Here is a 21106-nt window from a genome sequence, read left to right as displayed (position 1 = left end):
AAGACCCGTTCGCCCACGCGGCGTCCCCGGACCAGGGACCTGAAAGTGCCATCCCGGGGCACCTGCCGGGCGGACGTTACGGCTGGGCGGGGACATTCCCAGCCGAGGCCGCGACAAGGTCAGCCAAGATCGCCTGGCCGTGGGTGGCGATCAGCGAGGCGTGCCCGTCGTCACTGGTACGCAGCTGGGCGTCGGCCAGCTGGCCGGCGAGCCACCTCGCGCCGGCCACGGGCGCGTTGCGGTCCACCTCTCCGTGCCACAGCCGCACCGGCATGGCTAGGTCCGCCAGGTCGAACGGCCACGGTCCGGCGGCGAGCCTGAAGTCGTCGCGGACGCCGGCGACCCCTTGAGCGAACGCCTCGGCGAGGAAGGCGGCGAACTCCGCGTCCGCACCTGGCCGGGCGAGTACCCGGGCGTCCGGAGCCGGAGCACTCTTCGCAACCGCGGTGACCAGTCGTGCGGGGTTCCGGGTGCCGTACCGCATGAACCGGAGGCCGGCCGACAGCAGTGCGGGCGCCTTGCGCGCCAGGGTGAACATGCGAGCCACATCCGGCGACTGCTCGTCAGCGAGGTCGGGGCGGTCGCCGGGCCCGATACCGCTGACGATGGTGAGCGCTCTGGCCCGCTCGCACAGCATCGTGGCGGTGGCCAGTGCGGACGGCGCTCCGGCGGAGTAGCCGAGGAGACCGAATGAGTCGAGCTCGAGATGGTCGGCCACAGCTGCGACGTCGGTGGCTGCGGAAGAAAGGCTGCCCTGACGGCGTGGAGAGCTCTGCCCGATCCCCGCACGGTCCAGTGCCACCAGGCGCACACCGACGGTCTCGGCTGCAGCGGGCAGGCCGAAGAGGTGGACCTCCAGCCTGCTGGACGGAACCCCGTGCAGGTAGAGCACCGCGGGGCCCGTCGGGTCGCCGTGGACGTCGTAGGCGACGCTGCGGCCTTGAGATGCTGGCGCAAGGCGGGGTGGCGGCGTCGGCACAGGTCGCTCCAGTGGTTATGGCGGGTCGTGGGAGAGGATACCCAGGCGGGGTGCGCGGCATGTGACACGTGTGACCAGATACTGAACGGCGGATAGTGGCGACCTCGGCTCGTAGCGCCCTGGTGCCTTCGCGGACATCGGTGGGACTGCGCTCTGTCGTCGACGAGATCGCTTCGTTCGCCAACGCGTCGTCCCTGAACCCGGCACCATGAGGGCTCCTTCATCAGGAAGGGGCGGCGATGGTCTCCCGTGCCTCCCTCAAGACGCGCGGCGCGACGGGCCGCGCCCGTGCCTCAGCTGTCGCGCGCGTGGTGGCGGTTGCCGTGCGCCTCGTGGCCCTCCTCCTGCTCATGGCCTCGGCCGTCTTGGGTCTACAGGCGGCGTGGTCGCGGTGGGCGGTGTGCTTCGTGGATGCTGATCCGCCCTTGCCCGGCATGGCAACGCTTGATGGGGCGTGCGTGGCGGTTCAGGACCACCTGTACGACTACACCATTCCCTCGGACCCGTGGATGCCGATCGCCGACGCGGCGCAACGGGAAGGGTTGAGCCTTCTCGCCCTCGGGCTCCCGGTCGTGCTTCTCTCCCTCACCGTGATGAACCGCTGGTTCATCTGGGTTCTCGGCGTGGCCGCCGGCATCGCCGTCGGCTCCGTGTGGCTGGCCATGGGGGTGCAGACGTTTCTGAGCGGACTGGCCGGCGAGCCGGTCCAGGTCGACGACTTGGCCGGCGTCCACGCGCTGGGTGTTTTCGCGCCGTTCATCACCCTTGGCCTGGCCGTCGTCGCCATCCACGGCGACGTCGGCCGCGACCTCAACCTCGACCGTGACGTCTGGCTGGGCGTGTTCTGGGCGGCGATGACGGTGGCACAGCCCCTCCCCGAGCTGTTCACCACGCTGTTCCTGTGGTCGTCCCATGACACCTCGCCGATGACGGGGTTCTTCCGGTGCGCTGCGGTCGTGGTTGCGGCGGTCGCCGTCGCGATGACGCTCGTACCTGCGCGCCGACGACCTGCCCGGCCGGGTCGCCGACGGAGCGTTGACCCCGGTCGGCGGCCGCGGGCTGGAGCAGGGGGGATCGTCCTGAGCGCACAATGGACAGACCGGCCCACCCCGTTTCCGGGAGTGGGCCGCTGTGCGGGGAGATGAACCGCTTCGACAGGCGCCAGTGCGGGCTGTCTCTCCGCTAGAACCAAGATCCGCCGGACAGGACCGTCTAGAAGTCCCAGTCGTCGTCCTCGGTGGCCTCGGCCTTGCCGATGACGTAGCTCGAGCCCGAGCCAGAGAAGAAGTCGTGGTTCTCGTCGGCGTTGGGGCTCAGCGCGGAGAGAATGGCCGGGTTCACGGCCGTGGCCTCCTTGGGGAAGAGCCCCTCGTAGCCAAGGTTGTTCAGCGCCTTGTTGGCGTTGTACCGCAGGAACGCCTTGACGTCCTCCGTGAGGCCCAACGGGTCGTACAGGTCCTCGGTGTACTGCTCCTCGTTCTCGTACAGCTCGTAGAGCAGCTCGAACGTGTAGTCCTTGAGCTCCTGCTGACGCTGCGGGGCCGCCTTCTCCACGGCCTTCTGGTACTTGTAGCCGATGTAGTACCCATGGACGGCCTCGTCCCGGATGATCAGCCGGATCAGGTCGGCCGTGTTGGTCAGTTTCGCGCGGCTGGACCAGTACATGGGCGCGTAGAAGCCGGAGTAGAACAGGAACGACTCGAGCATCGTCGAGGCGACCTTGCGCTTCTCGGGGTCGTCGCCGCGGTAGTACTCCATGACGATGGCGGCCTTGCGCTGGAGGTTCTCGTTCTCCTCGGACCAGCGGAAGGCCTCGTCGATCTCCTTGGAGGAGATCAGGGTGGAAAAGATCGAGGAGTAGCTCTTGGCGTGGACCGACTCCATGAACGCGATGTTCGTGTAGACGGCCTCCTCGTGCGGCGTCACCGCGTCCGGAATGAGACTGACGGCGCCGACGGTGCCCTGCAGCGTGTCCAGCAGTGTCAGCCCCGTGAACACACGCGTGGTCATGTGCTTCTCGGGCTCGTTGAGCGTCGCCCAGGACTGGATGTCGTTGGACAGCGGCACCTTCTCGGGCAGCCAGAAGTTCCCGGTCAGCCGGTCCCAGACCTCGACGTCCTTCTCGTCCTGGACACGGTTCCAGTTGATCGCCTGGACGCTGCTGACCAGCTTGAGCTTCTCCGACACGGGGTGCCTCTCCTTGCGGTTCTCGGGTGCGGGCCGGTACGGCCCGCGTTGGTGGTGCGCCGGGTTGTGGGTGGGGTCCGCCCCGGTCAGGGCGACGGCGGGGCCGGCCCGCGCCGTCGTCCATCCTTGCGGCGCGAGCGGGCGGTCCCCAGCCCGGCCCGCGCCGCGAGACGTCCTCACATCCAGACGTCAACCGTCAGACGTCACAGCATGCAGCTGACGCAGCCCTCCACCTCGGTCCCCTCCAGCGCCAGCTGGCGCAGACGGATGTAGTACAGCGTCTTGATGCCCTTGCGCCACGCGTAGATCTGCGCCTTGTTCAGGTCACGGGTGGTGACGGTGTCCTTGAAGAAGAGCGTCAGCGACAGGCCCTGGTCCACGTGCTGCGTGGCCTCGGCGTAGGTGTCGATGATCTTCTCGGGGCCGATCTCGTACGCGTCCTCGTAGTACTCGAGGTTGTCATTGGTCATGAACGCCGCGGGGTAGTAGACCCGGCCGAGCTTGCCTTCCTTGCGGATCTCCACCTTGGACACGATCGGGTGGATCGAGGAGGTGGAGTTGTTGATGTAGGAGATGGACCCGGTCGGCGGCACCGCCTGAAGGTTCTGGTTGTAGATGCCGTGCTCCTTGACGGAGGCGGCCAGCGCGGCCCAGTCGGCCTGGGTGGGGATGTGCACGCCGGCGTCGGCGAAGAGCTGGCGGACCTTCTCGGTGCGCGGCTCCCACGTGCCGTTGACGTACTTGTCGAAGTACTCCCCCGTGGCGTACTTGGACTCCTCGAAGCCCTTGAACGCCCGGCCCTTCTCGATGGCGATCTTGTTCGACTCCGCCACGGCGTGGAAGGCGACCGTGTAGAAGTAGATGTTCGTGAAGTCCAGCCCCTCTTCGGAGCCGTAGAAGATCCGCTCGCGGGCGAGGTACCCGTGCAGGTTCATCTGGCCCAGGCCGATGGCGTGGGACTCGTTGTTGCCGTGCTCGACCGAGGGCACGGACCAGATGTGGGTCTGGTCCGACACCGCCGTGAGCGCACGGATCGCGGTACCGACCGTCTTGCCGAAGTCGGGCGAGTCCATCGCCTTGGCGATGTTCAGCGAGCCGAGGTTGCAGGAGATGTCCTTGCCGACCTCGGCGTAGGACAGGTCCTCGTTGTACGTGGAGGGCGTCGAGACCTGCAGGATCTCCGAGCACAGGTTGGACATGGTGATCTTGCCCTTGATCGGGTTCGCCCGGTTCACGGTGTCCTCGAACACGATGTAGGGGTAGCCCGACTCGAACTGGAGCTCGGCGATCGTCTGGAAGAAGGCGCGCGCGTTGATCTTGCGCTTGTGGATGCGCCCGTCGTCGACCATCTCGCGGTACTTCTCAGAGACGCTGACCTCCGAGAAGGGCACGCCGTAGACGCGCTCGACGTCGTAAGGCGAGAACAGGTACATGTCCTCGTTGTTCCTCGCCAGCTCGAACGTGATGTCCGGGACGACCACCCCGAGGGAGAGGGTCTTGATACGGATCTTCTCGTCCGCGTTCTCCCGCTTGGTGTCTAGGAAGTTCATGATGTCGGGGTGGTGCGCGTGCAAGTACACGGCACCCGCGCCCTGACGGGCTCCGAGCTGGTTGGCGTAGGAGAAGGAGTCCTCGAGCAGCTTCATCACCGGAATCACCCCGGAGGACTGGTTCTGGATCCTCTTGATCGGCGCACCCGACTCGCGCACGTTCGTCAACGACAACGCGACCCCGCCGCCCCGCTTGGACAGCTGGAGCGCGGAGTTGATGCCGCGGGCGATGGACTCCATGTTGTCCTCGATGCGCAGCAGAAAGCAGCTGACCAGCTCACCGCGCTGGGCCTTGCCGGCGTTGAGGAAGGTGGGCGTCGCGGGCTGGAAGCGGCCCGAGATGATCTCCTCGACCATGTCCAGCGCGGCCTGTTCGTCACCGTCGGCAAGGGTGAGGGCGACCATCGCGACACGGTCCTCGAACCGCTCGAGGTACCGCTTCCCGTCGAAGGTCTTCAGCGTGTAGGACGTGTAGTACTTGAAGGCGCCGAGGAACGTCTCGAACCGGAACTTCTTGCCGAAGGCGTAGTCCCAGATCTTCGTGAGGAAGTCGAAGGAGTACTTGGCGAGCACCTCGCCCTCGTAGTACCGCTCCTCGACCAGGTGGTCCAGCTTCTCCTTGAGGTTGTGGAAGAAGACGGTGTTCTGGTTGACGTGCTGGAGGAAGTACTGCCGGGCAGCCTCACGGTCGGCCTGGAACTGGATCTTTCCGTCCGCGTCATAGAGGTTGAGCATCGCGTTCAGCGCGTGGTAGTCCAGCTCCGGCGCGTTGGCGACCTCTACGCCGGAATCTGTGAGTGTTGCTGCCAAAACTGCCCCAATCCCTCTCGGACGCGCGTGACGTCCTCGGTGGTTCCTAGAAGTTCGAATCGATACAGGTAAGGCACCTGGCACTTCGCGGCGACGATCTCCCCCGCGAGGCAGAACGCCTTACCGAAGTTGAGGTTGCCCGCGGCGATGACGCCGCGGATCAGTGAGCGGTTGTGCTCGTCATTCAGGAACTTGATGACCTGCTTGGGCACAGCCCCGCGCCCGTTGCCGCCCCCGTAGGTGGGCACCACCAGCACGTACTCCTCCTCGACGCGCAGCGGGTCCTCGCTGGCCCGCAGCGGGATGCGGCGAGCGGGCAGGCCGAGCTTGCCCACGAAACGGTGCGTGTTGTTGGTGGCGGAGGAGAAGTAGACGATGGTGCTCATGCCTGTCTCCCTGGCTGCACTGCGGTCCCCGGCCCGCGCCAGGCACGGACCAGTTGGTGTTCGGCCGGACCGCCGGGTCGCGACGGTCCGGCCGAAGCCTGTGGTGGCGTCAGGCCACGATCGCGCCGGCCGTGGCCAGCGCCTTGATCTTGTCGGGCCGGAACCCCGACCAGTGGTCGCCGTCGGCGAAGACCACCGGGGCCTGCTGGTAGCCGAGCGCCTTGACGCTGGCCAGCGCCTCGGGGTCGGTCGTCATGTCGACGACCTCGTAGTCGAGTCCCTGCTTGTTCAGCGCGCGGTAAGTGGCATCGCACTGAACGCAGGACGGCTTGCTGTAGACGGTGATGCTCATCGAGCCGAACTCCTTGCCTCGGTGCGTCGTCACAGGTTCCGGGCCCCCGCCCCCGACACTGCTGTAACAACAAGATTGTGGTTCACCCGATTTCCGGGGTGTCCCTCGGAGCTAGACACTACACCTGGGGGTCCGCCCAGGGTTGAACCCCAACATGATGTGTTCGCGTGTCGCGACTTGTGAAGTTTGTCCACAGCCGTCCCCTGACCCTTGTGGACCCTTGCGGGTCATCCTGGGGACGCCGTGTGGACACCTGGCCCGGTCGCCCGCCGGCGGGATCCCCCTCAGGCGTCACGCTGTCACTGACCACTGACATCGGCTGGCTTCGGTGATCATGAAGCGAGTTGTGGACCGGTTTTCACCACCTTTGTCCACAGGTTGGGGATAACGGCGGGCATCGGCTGCTTCCGCGCCCGGCCCGGCCCGTCGTCATCACCGGAATGTGCGGCGTGTCGCCGCTCTGGCGTGTCACAGGACCGGCCGGTGCGATTTGGGGGCTTCCCGCCTCCATACGGTCGTGACGACGGTGACCACGCTCGGCCTGGCGGGCGTAGAGCTGAACCCGAACCGCGGAGCCGGACGCACCGGCCGCAGGTCACCGAGGCCCGTGCCGTCCCAGGCGGCGCGTGCGGCGACCACCCGGCGGACGTCACGCGCGCCGTACCACTCGATCCGTCCCCCGCCGGCGGTGCCGACCGTGCGCACGCCGGGCAGCAGAAGCCGTGCGGCGAAGGACGTCACGCGCGCCCATCCGAGGCTGGTCGCAATGGGGCCGGGCACCAGCCGGAGGAGGTGGCCGAGCCATGTGCGCGAGCCGAGCGCGAGGTCGAGGTCCAGCGGACCGGCGGCCACCCGCCAGCGATGGCCGGAGCGGTCGACCGTCACCGGGACGATGCGGACCTCGTCGAACCGGTAAGTGGCGGACACGAACTCTGCCACCTCCTCGGTCGGTGCCAGGAGCAGCCGATGTCCGTCAGCCCGTTCCACCATGACGTCGGCGAACGGCCCGAACGGCGAGTCGGGCCAGTCGCCCACCACCACCCGGGTGCCCTCGGCGCTCCCCACGCCGGCGATGTTCCCGCGGAAGCGCCACCGGTCCGGCCGTGCCACAGACGGGCCGGTAGCCCTTCCGCGCCGTCCTGGGTTCATGTGCGTCCTTCGTGTCGGCACGCCCGTGCCGGCCGGCGCTGGTCCCTGCAGGTCTCGCCTCACGGCCTCGGACCACCCGTGGCCGGCACGTCGTGCGCCGCGTACCTTGCCGCGACAGCGGTCCGGCCGCGAGCCCAGTCTCCGTTCGACCGTCCGGTGCCGGCGCGCGTGGCGGCGCCGCCGTGCCCGCGCCCCGACCGACGGGGCCGCGGACGGGGGATGATGGGGGCAGCACCGCCCCTGACGGAGGACATCCCATGCGCATGAACGTCGAGAGCTTCAACCTGGACCACCGCACGGTCGCCGCACCCTATGTGCGCCTGGCCGACACCAAGCACCTGCCCGGCGGGGACGTGCTGACCAAGTACGACGTCCGGTTCTGCCAGCCGAACGTGGACCACCTGGAGATGCCGGTGGTCCACTCCCTCGAGCACACCTTCGCCGAGCATGTGCGCAACCACTCCGACGACGTTGTGGACTTCTCCCCCATGGGCTGCCAGACCGGGTTCTACCTCCTGCTCGTGGGCGAGCACCCCATGGCAGAGGTGCTGGACCTGGTCGAGACCACGCTGCGCGACGTGGTCGACGCCACCGAGGTGCCCGCCGCGAACGAGATCCAGTGCGGCTGGGCCGCGAGTCACACCCTGGGTGGGGCGAAGGAAGCCGCGCGGACCATGCTCGCGCGCCGCGAGGAGTGGGCGCAGGTCACGGCGTGAGCCTCGACGGGACGGCGGCGCCGCTCACCCGGGCGGCGGGCGACCGGGACCTGCCCGTCGTGGACGCGGTGGTCATCGGCGCGATGGAAGAGGAGGTCCGCCCGTTCCTCGACGCCGCCACCCAAGCCGGCGCCGACGTCGGGGCCGGGCACGCCCGTACCCGGCTGGTCGCCCTGGGTGACACCCGTGTGCTGCTCGTGCGATCAGGCATCGGGCTGGTCAACGCCGCGTCCGCGGCGGTGCACGCGCTGACGACGGTCCGCCCGCGGGCCGTGGTCTCCACCGGCTCGGCCGGCGGCCTGACGGCTGTGGTGCGGGTCGGCGACGTCATCGTCGGGGACGACTACACCTACGGCTTCGCCGACGCGACGGCGTTCGGGTACGTGCGCGGTCAGGTACCCGGCATGCCCGTGAGCTACCCGGCCGACGCGGGCCTGCTCGGGCTGGCGCGGGCGGCTGTGCTGGACAAGGGCTCGCTCCGGGTGGGGCAGATGGTGTCGGGCGACTCGTTCGTCACGGCGGTCAACGTCACCGAGGTGCGCGAGGCTTTCCCGGCCGCGCTGAGCACGGACATGGAGTCCACCGCGATCGCGCAGGTGTGCCACTCGTTCGGCGTCCCGTTCCTCTCCGTGCGGGGAGTCTCGGACCTGTGCGGCCCTGCCGCTGGCGAGGACTTCCATCTCGGCGTCGACGAGGCGGCGTCTCGGGCCGCTGCCGTGGTCCGCGCAGTCGTCGGCGCCTGACCGGACTCACCAGGCGGCGAGCACCGGGCGAACCCCTAGCGTGATGGCGAGCGCGCTGCCCGCGAGCCGCACTCCGCGCTCCGGTGGCCGGAATCCCGGGCCTCGGGTTCGATGAGATCAAGTCGACCGAGGAGGGCCGTCCCATGGATACCTGGATCTGGATCGTGCTGGCCATCGTTGTAGTGGCGATCATCGTGGTCGCCGTGCTCGCCGCAAGCCGGCGCAAGAAGGAGCAGGAGCGTGTCCGGCGGGAGGAGAACCGAGCCCACGCCGCGGACTTGCGGGCGCAGGGCGAGGAGGAAGACCTCGCTGCCCGGCAGCGCGAGGCGGACGCCGCGGCCGCCGAGGCGCAGGCAAAGCAGGCGCGGGTGGAGGCCGACCGCCTCGACCGCGAGGCCCGGCTGCGCGCCGAGCAGGCCGGCCAGGTCCGCGAGCGGGCCGAGGAGCGGATGCGGGACGCGGAAGCGCTCGACCCGGACTACGACCCCGCCAGCGATCCCGGGGTTGCGGGACGTCACGCCGCCGACGACGGAGACCTCTCTTCTGGGCGCGATGCCGGGGAGGTCCCCGGCGATCGGCCCCGCACTTAGGTCGCGCACGTGAGGTCGCGTGTGACCCGCCGAGGGCTTTAACCCGGCCTTCAACCCCTGAGGCCTGTCACCGCCTGACGACGGCGTTCGCCCACACCCAGGCGAATCCCTGACGGCCGTGCTCGTCGAGGTAGCGCACCCGCACGGCGCGGGCCGTCCACGCCACCGCCACCCCGTCCACAGCCCTGTGGCCTTGGCGGGTCTGCACCCACACGCGCAGGGGTATCGGCCTGTCCGCGGTGGTCACCGGACGGCCGTGCTGCCCAGGCCCTAGGCTCACCGCCGCATCACGAAGGGGAATCTGCTCGACTGCCACATGACGGCACGGTAGGACCGGCCGGTGACATCCCCTGCCGGCCGAGGGGCGCCGTCAACCGGAGACTCGCGATGACCACCCGTCTACTGCTCCTCGCCGACACGCACTGGCCCAAGCGGGCCAGGGAGCTGCCGGCCGAGGTGTGGGCCGCCGTGGCGCTGGCGGACGTCGTCGTGCACGCCGGGGACTGGGTGGACGCTCGGCTGGTGGACGAGCTGGCCGACCGCTCGGCCCGCCTGGTGGCGTGCTGGGGCAACAATGACGGTGCGGACATCCGCCGTCGCCTTCCCGAGGTGGCCCGCGCGACGATCGACGGCGTGCGGCTGGCGGTGGTGCACGAGACCGGTCCGGCCCCGGGGCGCGAGGAGCGGATGGACGCGGTGTTCCCGGAGACCGACCTGCTGGTGTTCGGGCACAGCCACATCCCGTGGGACTCCGTCTCCCCCGCCGGGATGCGCCTGCTCAACCCCGGCTCCCCGACCGACCGGCGCCGCCAGCCGCACCGCACGTTCATGACGGCCGTGCTCGGTGCGCAACCGGGCGAGATCGATGTTGTGCTCCACCCGTTGGTACCTCCGCCCTCGCTCCACCGCGCCGGATGAGAGACGCCCCCGCCGGCACGGCGGGGGCGTCTCTCGTGGTGGTGGGTGTCAGGCGACGGCCGGCTGGGCGTCCGTCGCCGTGAGGGTGTCCAGGTCCAGGTCCTTCGTCTCCTTGGTGGAGAACAGCGACAGCAGGGTCAGCAGTGCCATCGACGCGAGGTACACGCCCACCCACGCGACCCCGTGGTTCTGCACCAGCCAGGCGGCGATGAAGGGGGCCACCGCCGCACCAAGGATGGAAGAGAAGTTGTACGCGATCGCCGAGCCCGTGTAGCGCACGTTGGTCGGGAACAGCTCGGGCAGGATCGCGCTCTGCACGCCGAAGGTCAGGCCCATCAGCGTCATGCCGATGATGAGGAACACCAGCATGAGGCCCATGTTCGCGTCCGCGCCGGTGCCCATGACCTCCGGGGCCAGGAAGGAGTCGAAGAAGAAGCCGAACACGAGGATCGCCGCGGTGACCACGATGAGGAACGGCTTGCGCCCGAACCTGTCGGCGAGCGCACCGGAGACGGGGGTCATGGCGGCGAAGAAGAGGATCGCGATGAGCTGGAGCACCAGGAAGTCCTGGTAGCCGATCCCCAGCATGCCGTTCTCGGTCGCGCCGATGGCGTAGCTGAGGATCCAGGTCGTGAACAGGTAGAAGAGCGTGTAGGTGGCCAGCATGATGAAGGTGCCCTGGATGAGCTGGCGCCAGCTGGTCTGCAGCACCGCCTTCAGCGGCGTCTTGACCTTCTCGCCGCGGGCGACGGCGCGGGCGAAGACCGGGGTCTCCTCGAGCTTCACGCGGACGTACACGCCGAGCGCGACGATGACGGCGGAGGCCAGGAACGGGATCCGCCAGCCCCAGGTGAGGAAGGTCCCGTCGTGCGCGGGGTCGGTGCTGTCGTGGCCCATCCAGATCGTCAGCAGCAGGAAGAAGCCGTTGGCGAAGAGGAAGCCGATGGGGGCGCCGAGCTGGGGCCACATCGCGGCGCGGGCGCGCTTGCCCTTCTCGGCGGTCTCGGTGGCAAGCAGCGCGGCGCCGCTCCACTCCCCGCCGAGGCCCAGGCCTTGGCAGAACCGCATGATCGCGAGCATGACCGGCGCCCACAGGCCGATCTGCGCGTACGTGGGCAGCATGCCGATGATCACGGTGGCGATGCCCATGGTCAGCAACGACCCGAGCAGGGTGGCCTTGCGGCCGAGCCGGTCACCGAAGTGGCCGAAGATGATCGAGCCGACCGGCCTTGCCACGAAGGCCACCCCGAAGGTGGCCAGGGAGGCAAGGAGCGCCCCGCCGGCGTCGGACGCCGGGAAGAAGAGCAGCGGGAAGACCGAGATCGCCGCGGTGGCGTAGACGTAGAAGTCGTAGAACTCGATCGAGGTGCCGACCAGGCTGGCGAAGATGATCCGCCGCTTCTGGACCCCCGACGGTGCGGGCCGTGCTTCTGCCGTGTCCGGCGCGGTGAGCGTGCTCACGCGGAACTCCTCATGTGCTGGGTCAGGAACCCAAAGATGTTACCTCTCACTTGCTCACCATTTGATACGGACGTCTCGAATGGTGAGCAAATGGGTGGGATTGTCGGGACCCTCACATCTAACCCGTCACACCGATCCTCGAACCGGCCCGGGCGACCGTGCGCCACAGATGGACAATCATCGCGGCGAAGACCGCGGCCCAGACGGCGAACGCGACCCACAGCTCGACGGCGCCGATCGCACCCACGATCGGCAGCTGGTCCGCCTGCCCGAGATAGATCCCGGCCACCGCGTACATCCCGAGCGGGAAGACGATGCTCCACAGGGTGGCGTCGTAGGTCAACGGCACGCGGTGGCGCCCGTGCCGCCACACCCCAGCCGCCACCAGCGGTGGGATCAGCCACGTGGCAAACGCCCAGAAGACGACCGACAGGCCGGCCACCAGTCCCCGTGTGGCGTTCACCATCGGGGCGTCGGCCATCTCCACGATCCGGGCCACGGCGAGCACGGTGATGGCGCACGCGCCCATCGCCAACCAGTACGGCGGGGTCAAGTCCGCGGGGCGCAGCTCGTAGAGCAACATCCGCAGAGCTACGATCACGCCCGCGGCGGCGTAGAGGAAGATGCCGACCGACCACGACACTATGGAGAGCAGCGCGAGCAGGTCCCGCTGCGCCGTGACGACCGGTTGCAGCGAGGCCGATGCCACCGCGACCGACTGGCTGCCCACCACCCAGATGAACCAGGTGCCGTTGGCGGTCGCCACCACCGGACGGGTGGTGCGACCCAGGACGGCCGTCCATGGGACCACGTACCCCAGCACCAGCCAGCCGGCGACGGAGAGCAGCAGCAACGCCCCGTCGTCCAGGCGACGTGCCCGTCCATAGCGACCCGGACCCCGAGGACGTTCGTCCCCGCCACGAAGGTGAAGAAGCCGAAGGCACGGCGCGCATCGCCAAGCTCCTGGGCGATGTCCGTGCGGTACCGCCCCAGGCGGACGACGGTCAGCGCCACCAGGACCACCTAGGTGACGGCGCAGACCACCAGCAGGAAACCGGACAGCAGCTCGAAGCCCTCGAGCCGCATGCCGACCGAGATGATGCCGCTGCCCATGACGAGGGCGAAGTAGCCCGAAGCGAGGCCCCGGACCGCGGTACGCACGCGGTCGAGGAAGCCCCCGGCCGAGGACCGTGCCGCGAGCGCCGTCGCCGCCATCGGGGGAGAGTGTCGCCGGCCCCGGCGGGTGGCCACCGGCGCCGGGGAAGTATGGTCGCCCGGAACTGGCGGGCCATGGTCGGCCGTCGCACGAGGAACGAGAAAGGGCACGAGGATGGCAGCACCGCTACGGATCGGGATCGCCGGGTACGGAAACCTGGGGCGCGGCGTGGCGGCCGCCGTCGGACAGAACCCGGACATGGAGCTGGCCGGGATCTTCACCCGCCGCTCCCCCGACCAGATCACCGCGCCTACGCCGGCCGTGCCCGTCCTGCCATGGGACGAGCTCCTGGAGCACCGCGAGCGGGTCGACGTCCTCATCCTGTGCGGTGGCTCCAAGGCGGACCTGCCCGAGCACGGCCCGGCCCTGGCGGCGCACTTCACCACCGTCGACAGCTTCGACACCCACGCGAAGATCCCCGAGTACTTCGCGGCCGTGGACGCCTCCGCCCGGGCGGGCGGCAACACCGCGATCATCTCGGTCGGCTGGGACCCGGGGATGTTCTCCCTGAACCGCCTCCTCGGCGAGGCGCTGCTTCCCGACGGCGCGACCTACACCTTCTGGGGCAAGGGCCTGAGCCAGGGTCACTCCGACGCGGTGCGCCGCGTGCCGGGCGTGGCCGGCGCCGTGCAGTACACCGTGCCGTCCGAGGAGGCAATCGAGGCGGTGCGCAGCGGCGCGCGCCCCGAGCTAAGCACCCGGCAGAAGCACACCCGAGAGTGCTACGTGGTCCTCGAGGACGGCGCCGACGCCGCCGCGGTGGAGCAGACCATCGTCACGATGCCGCACTACTTCGCCGACTACGACACCGCGGTGCACTTCATCAGCGCCGCGGAGCTCGCCCGCGACCACGCCACCATGCCGCACGGCGGCTTCGTGATCCGCAGCGGGAGCACCGGCTCCGGGAGCTCGCAGGTGGTCGAGTACCGCCTGGACCTCGGCAGCAACCCCGAGTTCACCGCGAGTGTGCTGGTGGCCTACGCCAGGGCCGCGGCCCGGCTCAACGCCGGGGGCCAGGTGGGCGCCAAGACGGTGTTCGACGTCCCGCCCGGGCTGCTGTCGCCCAAGTCCGCAGATCAGCTGCGTGCGGAGCTGCTGTAGAGCCGTCACGGACTTGGTAGACCTCCTTCCTGTGCCCCCGCGGCACGACCACCACAACCAGCGCGTCGTCGCTGAGGGTGTAGACGATCCGGTCGTTGCCGACGCTGAGGCGGAAGCCGGCTCATCCGAATCGAGATTGTAGGCGGGCGCCCATGGGTCGACGTCGGCGCTCACTCAGCCTTCGTCGTCGCGTTCTCCTCGTCCCCGCCGACGGCTCGCTGGCTCAGCAATCTCGCTGAAGAGCTTGCCCTCACGGATCTGGCACGGTCGGGGGCTCGTAACGAGGCGCCGGGGCACCCACTCCCTCCACGTGGGGCGTGGCGCGTCGGGCAGTGCCGGCACCCGGTCGAGGCCGCAACGACGGGGGTGCAGCACCTATTGACAACCGTGCCGGGCTGCGGCGCACTAGCAGCACAGCGCGGGAGCGATGAAGGAGTTGCAGCCATGAGTGCACAGCCGTTGGAGTTCGCGTCCTTCGACAAGCCCGACGAGATACGGGAGGGTGACAACTGGCGCCTTGAGCTCGTCAACCTCGCCGGCGGCGCCCAGGTCGGGCGGATCACCCTCCAGCCGGGCTGGCGGTGGACCAAGGACGTGGGGCCGGTCGCCGGGACGGACCTGTGCATGGCGCCCCACCAGCAGTACCACGTGTCCGGTCGCCTCCACGTCGTCATGGCCGACGGCACGGAGATGGAGGCCGAGACGGGTGAAGTAACATCGCTTCCGCCGGGGCATGACGCCTGGGTGGTGGGTGACGAGCCCGCCGTGGCTGTCGACTGGCAGGGCGCCTCGGTCTGGGCGCGGCCCGGCGACTGAGCCGCCGTCTCCCAGCTCGGGCAGGGCGCGTGCGCGGCAATGTTGGAGCATTCACGCGTGCATGGTTACGGCGGCCGTGGAAGCAGCGTCGATCGGGCGCGCGAAGCCATCAGAGGCTGTTCGGCTCGATGGGTTCTGGCCGTTGGCGCATCGACAAACGACGAAGCGGCGGCACCCCACGTTTCCGTTGGGATACCGCCGCTTCCTGCTGTGCGCGAGGGGGGAGTTGAACCCCCACGCCCTTTCGGGCACACGGACCTGAACCGTGCGCGTCTGCCTATTCCGCCACTCGCGCTCGCTTAACAGCGCTGGCAAGACTAGCACGGGGCCGGCGGCGCTCTGGCCCCGCCAAGAGGCCTCGCGAGCGTGATGCTGCCCACGTCACCCTCCCCCGCGGGGCCCCGAGGGCGCCCCGCCCGCACCCGCCGCTACCACCCGAACTCGCACCGCGCCGGGCCCCGGATACGCCGATTCCCGCCGTGTCTAGTTACGATCGTGGCGCCGGTCCCGTGTGCCGGCGGCCGGGCAACCCCCGGTACGGACGGATTCCGTCTGGTGAATGCGCACGGACAGCACGGCGCCGGGCAACCACCCGGCACGGCCTGGAGCACCCGCCCGGGACGTGAGGCAGAGGCGGGAAGGAGGTGCGTGATGGGAGTGCTGGACCGGTTCGAGAAGGGCGTCGAGCACATCGTCAGCGCCGCATTCGCCAAGGCGTTCCGCAGCGAGGTCAAGCCGGTGGAGATCACCTCCGCGCTGCGGCGCGAGATGGACGACCGTGCCGCCGCCGTCTCCCGCGGGCGCACCGTCGTGCCCAACGAGTTCGTCGTCGCGCTGGCGCCGAGCGACCTCGAGCAGATCGAGCAGTGGGGCGCGGACACCCTGGCCGACGAGATGGTCGGCGCGGCCACCGAGCACGCCGCCTCCCAGCGCTACTCCTTCGTCGGGCCCGTCGAGGTCAGCTTCGAGCAGGACGACGAGCTGACCACGGGCCGTTTCCAGGTGCGCTCGGCCAGCCGCCGCGGCGCCGTCGCCCCCGCCACCTCCTCCGTGGCCTCCGCACGCCACCCGATCGTCGACATCGACGGTCAGCGCTACCTCCTGACCGGCCCGGTCACTGTGATCGGCCGCGGCAGCGAGGCGGACATCGTGGTGGACGACACCGGCGTCTCGCGCCGCCACCTGGAGATCCGGGTGACCCCCGCCGGCGTCATCGCCACCGACCTGGGTTCGACCAACGGCACGTTCGTGGAGGGGCACCGCATCGACGCCGCCACCCTGGTGGACGGCAACACGATCACGGTGGGTCGCACCCGCATCCTGTTCTGGACCGGTGCGGACGAGGACGACGCCACCGACGGCGGCAGGTGACCGGCCGCCTATGAGCGAGCTCGTCCTCACCCTCCTGCGCGTGGGCTACCTCGTGCTGCTCTGGATCTTCGTGCTGACCGCGCTTGCGGTACTCCGCAAGGACATCTTCGGCACCCGCGTCACCCCACGCGGCCCCGGCCGCGCCCCCCGGTCCCGCAAGCCCGCACCCGCCCGCGGCCCGGCACCGGCCCGCACCCCCACCCGCCTGGTGGTCACCCAGGGCCCGCTCGCGGGCACCACCATCCCGCTGGGCCCGTCTTCCGTCCTCGTGGGCCGCTCCCCCGGCTGCACCCTGGTGCTCGACGACGACTACTCCTCTTCCCGCCACGCCCGGTTCTTCCCCAAGGACGGCGCCTGGTGGCTCGAGGACCTCGGCTCGACCAACGGCACGGTCGTCGCCGGCGAGCGGATCAGCCAGCCGGTGGAGATCCCCGCAGGCACGCCGGTGCGCATCGGGCAGACCGTCATCGAGCTGCGCAGGTGAGCGCATGAGCATCCAGATGCGCTTCGCCGCCCGCTCCGACGTCGGGCTGGTCCGCTCCAGCAACCAGGACTCCGGCTACGCCGGTCCGCACCTGCTCGTCCTCGCCGACGGCATGGGCGGGCCCGCCGGCGGCGACATCGCCTCCTCCGTGGCCGTCGCGCACCTCGCGGCACTGGACGACGCCCACGGCGCGGACGACCTCCTCGACCTGCTGCGCGGCGCCGTCGAGGCCGCCCACGCCGAGCTCATGGAGCGCTCCGACGCCGACACCGACCTCGCCGGCCTGGGCACCACCTGCATCGCCATCCTCCGCTCGGGCAACAAGCTCGCCATGATCCACATCGGCGACTCCCGTGCCTACCTCTTGCGCGACGGCGCCCTCACCCAGGTGACCGAGGACCACACGTTCGTGCAGTTCCTCGTCAGCACCGGCCGGCTCACCTCCGAGGAGGCCGAACGCCACCCGCAGCGCAACGTCATCCTCCGGGCGCTCGGCGACCACGACGGCGAGGTCCAGCTCGACGAGTCGCTGCGGGAGGCACGGGCCGGCGACCGCTGGCTGCTCGCCTCGGACGGCCTGTTCGGCGTGGTCTCCGCCGAGACGATCACCGACACCCTGCGCGACGTCACCGACCCCGGCCAGTGCGCCGAGGAGCTCATCAGCCTGGCCCTGCGCGCGGGCGGTCCCGACAACGTCACCTGCGTCGTCGCCGACCTGCTCGAGCTCGGCGGCGCCGCTCCGGACACCACCCCACAGGTGGTCGGTGCCGCGGCCCGCGACCGGTTGCGCGCCACCCGCGGCGGCAACGGCTCCGCCGCCCGCGCCGCGGCACTGGTCCGCGCCGCCTCCCCGGAGGAGGCCGCCGCGCCCGAGCCCGACGAGGAGCCCTCCCGCGGGCGTCGCTGGGTGGGCCGCCTCGTGGCGACGGTGCTGATCCTGCTGGCCCTCGCGGCCGGCGGGTGGGCGGCCCGGTCGTGGACGCAGACCCAGTACTTCGTGGCGCCCGACGGCGACCACGTGGCCGTCTACCGCGGTATCCCCCAGCAGCTCGGCCCGGTCGACCTGGCCACGCTGCACGAGCGCACCGACCTGCGCATCGACGCGCTCACCCCAGTGGCCCAGGCGCGCCTCGAGGAACCGATCACCCGCGGCTCCCTCGCCGCCGCCCTCGCCGTCGTGGAGAACCTGCGGGCCTCCCTGCGCCCCGCCGTCGCCGGCGAGGCACCCGAGCCCGATGCGGCGTCCGCCGGCCCCGGTGACGTCTCGACAGTGCCGGGCCAGGACGACGGCGCCACGCCCCCGCCGTCGTCCCCCTCACCATCTGGCGGGGGCGCCTGATGGCCATCGTGAGTCAACAGCGGGCCCGGACCGGCCGCGGCTCGGAGCTCCTGCTCCTCGGCCTGGCCCTGCTGCTGACGCTGTTCTCCTATGCCCAGGTGGGCCTGGCCGAGACCGGCCAGGTCCCGGCGGACCTGCCCGTCCTCGGACTCCTCATGGCGGCCATCGCCGTGGTCGCCCACCTGCTCATCCGGTGGCGGGCGCCGTACGCGGACCCGGTGATGCTGCCGGTCGTCGTGACGCTCAACGGCATCGGGCTGACGATGATCTACCGCATCGACCTGGCCCGGGGGGTCGAGGGCGCCGCGAACGCGGACCGGCAGATGCTGTGGACGATCCTGGGTGTGACGTGCGCCGTCGGCGTCCTGGTGTTCCTGCGCGACCACCGGGTGCTGCGCCGCTACACCTACACCGCCATGATCGCGGGCCTGGCGCTGCTCATGCTGCCGCTGCTGCCGGGCCTGGGCGTGAGCATCAACGGTGCCCGGATCTGGATCAACGTGGCTTCGCTGTCGTTCCAGCCGGCCGAGCTGGCCAAGATCGTCCTGGCCGTCTTCTTCGCCGGGTACCTCGTCACCAACCGCGACAACCTCGCGCTGGCGGGCCCGAAGGTCTTCGGGCTCCAGCTGCCCCGCGGACGGGACCTCGGCCCGATCCTGCTCGCGTGGGCGGTCTCGCTCGCCGTCCTCGTCTTCGAGCGCGACCTGGGCACGTCCCTGCTGTTCTTCGGCCTGTTCGTCGCCATGCTCTACGTGGCCACCGAGCGGCTGAGCTGGATCCTCATCGGGCTCGTGCTCTTCGCCGGCGGCGCGCTGGCCGCGGCGTCCCTGTTCCCGCACGTCGGCGCCCGGTTCGACGTCTGGCTCCACGCCCTCGAGCCGGAGATCTACAACCGCGACCCGGGCGGCTCTGGCCAGGTGGTCCAGGGCCTGTTCGGCATGGCGTCCGGCGGGCTCATGGGCACCGGCTGGGGCGCCGGGGAACCGCAGCTGGTCCCCTTCGCCAACTCCGACTTCATCGTCGCCTCCCTCGGCGAGGAGCTCGGCCTGACCGGCCTGCTGGCCGTGCTGGTGCTCTACCTCGTTCTCGCCCAGCGCGGCATGCGCGCCGCCATCGGCGTGCGCGACGGCTTCGGCAAGCTCCTCGCCTCCGGCCTGGCGTTCGTCATCGCCTTCCAGTGCTTCGTGGTGGTCGGCGGGGTCACCCGCCTCATCCCGCTGACCGGCCTGACGATGCCGTTCCTCGCGCTGGGCGGCTCCTCCCTGGTCTCGAACTGGATCATCCTCGCCCTGCTGCTGCGCATCTCCGACGCCGCGCGCCGGCCCGCCCCGGACGTCGCCCGGCCGCTGCCGCAGCCGCCCGGCCCCGCCCTGCCGGTGGGGCGCGAGGACGGCGCCGCTCCCGCCACCCCGGACGGCGCGGACGGCGACGACGGGCAGCCCACCGAGGTGGTGAGGTTGTCATGAACACACAGGTGCGCCACCTGGCCACCGTCGTCGCGGTGATGTTCCTGGCCCTGATGATCAGCGCCACGTCGGTGCTGTTCTTCCAGGCGTCCGACCTCAACAACGACGGGCGCAACGTACGCCGCATCTACCGCGAGTTCGGCCGGGACCGTGGCCCGATCGTGGTGGCGGGCGAGGCCATCGCCTCCTCGGCCCCGGTCGACGACGTGTTCGGCTTCCAGCGCTCCTACGCCCCCGGCTCGCTGTACGCGCACGCCACCGGGTACTTCTCCACCGCGTTCAACGCGATCACGGGCCTGGAGAGCACCGAGAACGACGTGCTCAACGGCACCTCCGGCTCGCTGCTCCTCCAACGGATCCAGACCCTCGTCACCGGCAACCAGCCTCAGGGGGGCGCCGTCGAGCTCACCCTCGACCCCGCCGCCCAACAGGCCGCGGCGGCCGGCCTGGGTGACCAGCGTGGCGCCGTCGTCGCCCTGGACCCGCGCACCGGGGCGATCCTCGCCATGGTCTCCAGCCCGAGCTTCGACCCCAACGCGCTGGCCACGCACTCACGCCAGGACGCCCAGGCGGCGCTGGACGCCTACCAGGCGGACCCGGCCGATCCGATGACCAACCGCGCCCTGGCCGGCGACCAGTACGCCCCCGGCTCGAGCTTCAAGCTCCTCACCGCCGCTGCCGCGCTCGAGAGCGGGGAGTACACCGCGGACTCCCTGGTGCCCGCACCGACCGAGATGCAGCTGCCGCAGTCGACCCAGATCCTCAACAACCCCGGCAACCTGCCGTGCGGTGACGGAAGCGGCGAGGTCACGTTCACCCAGGCGCTGCGGCAGTCGTGCAACACCCCGTTCGCGACGCTGGCCATGGAGCTGGGCGACGACGCGCTGCGTGAGCAGGTCGCCGCGTTCGGCTTCGGTGAAGAGCTGGCCGTGCCGCTGGGTGTGACCCCCTCCCGCTTCCCGGCCACCGAGAGCCAGGCCGAGCTCGCCATGGCCTCCATCGGACAGGCGAGCGTGCGCGTCACGCCGATGCAGATGGCCATGGTGGCCGCCGCCATCGCCAACGAGGGCGTGCAGATGCGGCCGTTCATGGTGGCCCGTGAGCTCACCGCGGACCTCGAGGTCGTCTCGACCACCGAGCCCGAGGAGCTGCGCGAGCCCATCTCGGTCGGCACGGCCGAGCAGCTCACCCAGATGATGCGCGAGGTCGTGGCCACCGGGACCGGCCGCAACGCCCAGATCCCCGGCGCGACCGTCGCGGGCAAGACCGGGACCGCCGAGATCGGGCAGGGCATCGCCCCGCACGCGTGGTTCGTCGGTTTCGCCGGCACCGGGGACGAGCCCGAGGTGGCCGTCGCCGTCGTCGTCGAGAACGGCGGCCGCGAGGGTGAGGGCGCGTCGGGTGCGACGACGGCGGCGCCCATCGCCCGCGACGTCATGGCGGCGGTGCTGGGCTCATGACGCGAGACGAGC

At 70.3% G+C, this 21106-nt stretch carries 20 protein-coding genes, 1 tRNA gene and 1 pseudogene; 12 read left to right on the top strand and 10 right to left on the bottom strand.

Features of this window, described 5'->3' with window-relative positions; all coding sequences use genetic code 11:
• Positions 1-76: 76 nt before the first annotated feature.
• A complete protein-coding gene (locus tag FE374_RS00210) occupies positions 77-979 on the bottom strand; it encodes an alpha/beta fold hydrolase (protein ID WP_168205515.1) in 903 nt (300 codons plus the stop codon).
• A 332-nt stretch (positions 980-1311) separates the two neighbouring features.
• Between FE374_RS00210 and FE374_RS00205 the strand changes: the two genes are divergently transcribed.
• Entirely contained in the window at positions 1312-2124 is an 813-nt protein-coding gene (locus FE374_RS00205) for a hypothetical protein (RefSeq protein WP_139926706.1), read from the top strand.
• Between the two features lie 67 nt (positions 2125-2191).
• Here the strand turns inward: FE374_RS00205 and nrdF are convergent, their stop codons facing one another.
• The 5 genes from nrdF to FE374_RS00180 form a co-directional block, all read right to left on the bottom strand.
• The gene (gene nrdF / locus FE374_RS00200) at positions 2192-3166 is read right to left on the bottom strand and encodes a class 1b ribonucleoside-diphosphate reductase subunit beta (RefSeq protein WP_139931148.1); all 975 of its coding nucleotides are present in this window, start codon (positions 3164-3166) and stop codon (positions 2192-2194) included.
• A gap of 203 nt (positions 3167-3369) precedes the next feature.
• Positions 3370-5526, bottom strand: coding sequence for a class 1b ribonucleoside-diphosphate reductase subunit alpha (gene nrdE, locus FE374_RS00195; RefSeq protein WP_139926705.1), 2157 nt, complete (start codon positions 5524-5526; stop codon positions 3370-3372).
• Positions 5496-5912 carry a class Ib ribonucleoside-diphosphate reductase assembly flavoprotein NrdI gene (gene nrdI / locus FE374_RS00190; RefSeq protein ID WP_139926704.1) on the bottom strand — a complete coding sequence of 139 codons (417 nt, stop codon included), beginning with the start codon at positions 5910-5912 and terminating at the stop codon, positions 5496-5498. The genes nrdE and nrdI overlap by 31 nt, the downstream gene beginning before the upstream one ends.
• 109 nt (positions 5913-6021) lie before the next feature.
• Positions 6022-6264 (bottom strand): glutaredoxin-like protein NrdH, encoded by a 243-nt coding sequence (gene nrdH / locus FE374_RS00185; RefSeq protein WP_139926703.1) that lies wholly within the window; start codon positions 6262-6264, stop codon positions 6022-6024.
• A gap of 468 nt (positions 6265-6732) precedes the next feature.
• Entirely contained in the window at positions 6733-7413 is a 681-nt protein-coding gene (locus FE374_RS00180) for a hypothetical protein (RefSeq protein ID WP_139926702.1), read from the bottom strand.
• Between the two features lie 257 nt (positions 7414-7670).
• On the opposite strand from FE374_RS00180, the gene FE374_RS00175 reads away from it, so the two are divergent.
• The 3 genes from FE374_RS00175 (at position 7671) to FE374_RS00165 (ending at position 9462) form a co-directional block, all read left to right on the top strand.
• Positions 7671-8129 carry an S-ribosylhomocysteine lyase gene (locus FE374_RS00175; protein WP_230978403.1) on the top strand — a complete coding sequence of 153 codons (459 nt, stop codon included), beginning with the start codon at positions 7671-7673 and terminating at the stop codon, positions 8127-8129.
• Positions 8126-8872, top strand: a complete 747-nt coding sequence (mtnN, locus tag FE374_RS00170; RefSeq protein WP_230978402.1) for a 5'-methylthioadenosine/S-adenosylhomocysteine nucleosidase — start codon at positions 8126-8128, stop codon at positions 8870-8872. The genes FE374_RS00175 and mtnN overlap by 4 nt, the downstream gene beginning before the upstream one ends.
• Positions 8873-9015: 143 nt before the next feature.
• Complete coding sequence (locus FE374_RS00165) at positions 9016-9462, top strand: hypothetical protein (RefSeq protein ID WP_139926701.1); 447 nt, start codon at positions 9016-9018, stop codon at positions 9460-9462.
• Positions 9463-9529: 67 nt separating this feature from the next.
• Here the strand turns inward: FE374_RS00165 and FE374_RS00160 are convergent, their stop codons facing one another.
• A complete protein-coding gene (locus tag FE374_RS00160; RefSeq protein ID WP_230978401.1) occupies positions 9530-9709 on the bottom strand; it encodes a hypothetical protein in 180 nt (59 codons plus the stop codon).
• A gap of 140 nt (positions 9710-9849) precedes the next feature.
• On the opposite strand from FE374_RS00160, the gene FE374_RS00155 reads away from it, so the two are divergent.
• Complete coding sequence (locus tag FE374_RS00155) at positions 9850-10380, top strand: metallophosphoesterase family protein (RefSeq protein ID WP_139926699.1); 531 nt, start codon at positions 9850-9852, stop codon at positions 10378-10380.
• Between the two features lie 48 nt (positions 10381-10428).
• On the opposite strand, the gene FE374_RS00150 is transcribed toward FE374_RS00155, so the two are convergent.
• Together FE374_RS00150 and FE374_RS00145 are read right to left on the bottom strand one after the other, a co-directional pair.
• Positions 10429-11841, bottom strand: a complete 1413-nt coding sequence (locus FE374_RS00150; RefSeq protein ID WP_139926698.1) for an MFS transporter — start codon at positions 11839-11841, stop codon at positions 10429-10431.
• 118 nt (positions 11842-11959) lie between these two features.
• Positions 11960-13056: pseudogene (locus tag FE374_RS00145) on the bottom strand (tellurite resistance/C4-dicarboxylate transporter family protein).
• Between the two features lie 115 nt (positions 13057-13171).
• Here FE374_RS00145 and FE374_RS00140 point away from each other — a divergent pair.
• Both FE374_RS00140 and FE374_RS00135 read left to right on the top strand, forming a co-directional pair.
• Positions 13172-14158: a diaminopimelate dehydrogenase gene (locus FE374_RS00140; RefSeq protein ID WP_139926697.1), complete on the top strand. Its 987-nt coding sequence runs from the start codon at positions 13172-13174 to the stop codon at positions 14156-14158.
• 444 nt (positions 14159-14602) lie between these two features.
• On the top strand, positions 14603-14974 hold the full coding sequence (locus tag FE374_RS00135) for a cupin domain-containing protein (protein ID WP_139926696.1): 372 nt from the start codon (positions 14603-14605) through the stop codon (positions 14972-14974).
• Positions 14975-15185: 211 nt separating this feature from the next.
• On the opposite strand, the gene FE374_RS00130 is transcribed toward FE374_RS00135, so the two are convergent.
• A tRNA-Leu gene (locus FE374_RS00130) sits at positions 15186-15269 on the bottom strand.
• A gap of 356 nt (positions 15270-15625) precedes the next feature.
• On the opposite strand from FE374_RS00130, the gene FE374_RS00125 reads away from it, so the two are divergent.
• Genes FE374_RS00125 through FE374_RS00105 form a run of 5 tightly spaced genes read left to right on the top strand, consistent with a single transcriptional unit; the run spans position 15626 to position 21094 of the window.
• Positions 15626-16345, top strand: a complete 720-nt coding sequence (locus FE374_RS00125; RefSeq protein WP_139926695.1) for an FhaA domain-containing protein — start codon at positions 15626-15628, stop codon at positions 16343-16345.
• 10 nt (positions 16346-16355) lie between these two features.
• Positions 16356-16829 (top strand): FHA domain-containing protein FhaB/FipA, encoded by a 474-nt coding sequence (locus FE374_RS00120; protein ID WP_139926694.1) that lies wholly within the window; start codon positions 16356-16358, stop codon positions 16827-16829.
• Positions 16830-16833: 4 nt separating this feature from the next.
• Complete coding sequence (locus FE374_RS00115) at positions 16834-18168, top strand: PP2C family protein-serine/threonine phosphatase (RefSeq protein ID WP_139926693.1); 1335 nt, start codon at positions 16834-16836, stop codon at positions 18166-18168.
• Positions 18168-19634, top strand: a complete 1467-nt coding sequence (locus tag FE374_RS00110; RefSeq protein WP_139926692.1) for an FtsW/RodA/SpoVE family cell cycle protein — start codon at positions 18168-18170, stop codon at positions 19632-19634. The genes FE374_RS00115 and FE374_RS00110 overlap by 1 nt, the downstream gene beginning before the upstream one ends.
• Positions 19631-21094 (top strand): peptidoglycan D,D-transpeptidase FtsI family protein, encoded by a 1464-nt coding sequence (locus FE374_RS00105; RefSeq protein ID WP_139926691.1) that lies wholly within the window; start codon positions 19631-19633, stop codon positions 21092-21094. Before FE374_RS00110 ends, FE374_RS00105 begins: the two co-directional genes overlap by 4 nt.
• Positions 21095-21106 lie beyond the last annotated feature (12 nt).

It is taken from the genome of Georgenia yuyongxinii (genome assembly GCF_006352065.1).
Lineage (GTDB): Bacteria > Actinomycetota > Actinomycetes > Actinomycetales > Actinomycetaceae > Georgenia > Georgenia yuyongxinii.
This window is presented reverse-complemented; position numbering and strand designations above follow the sequence as displayed.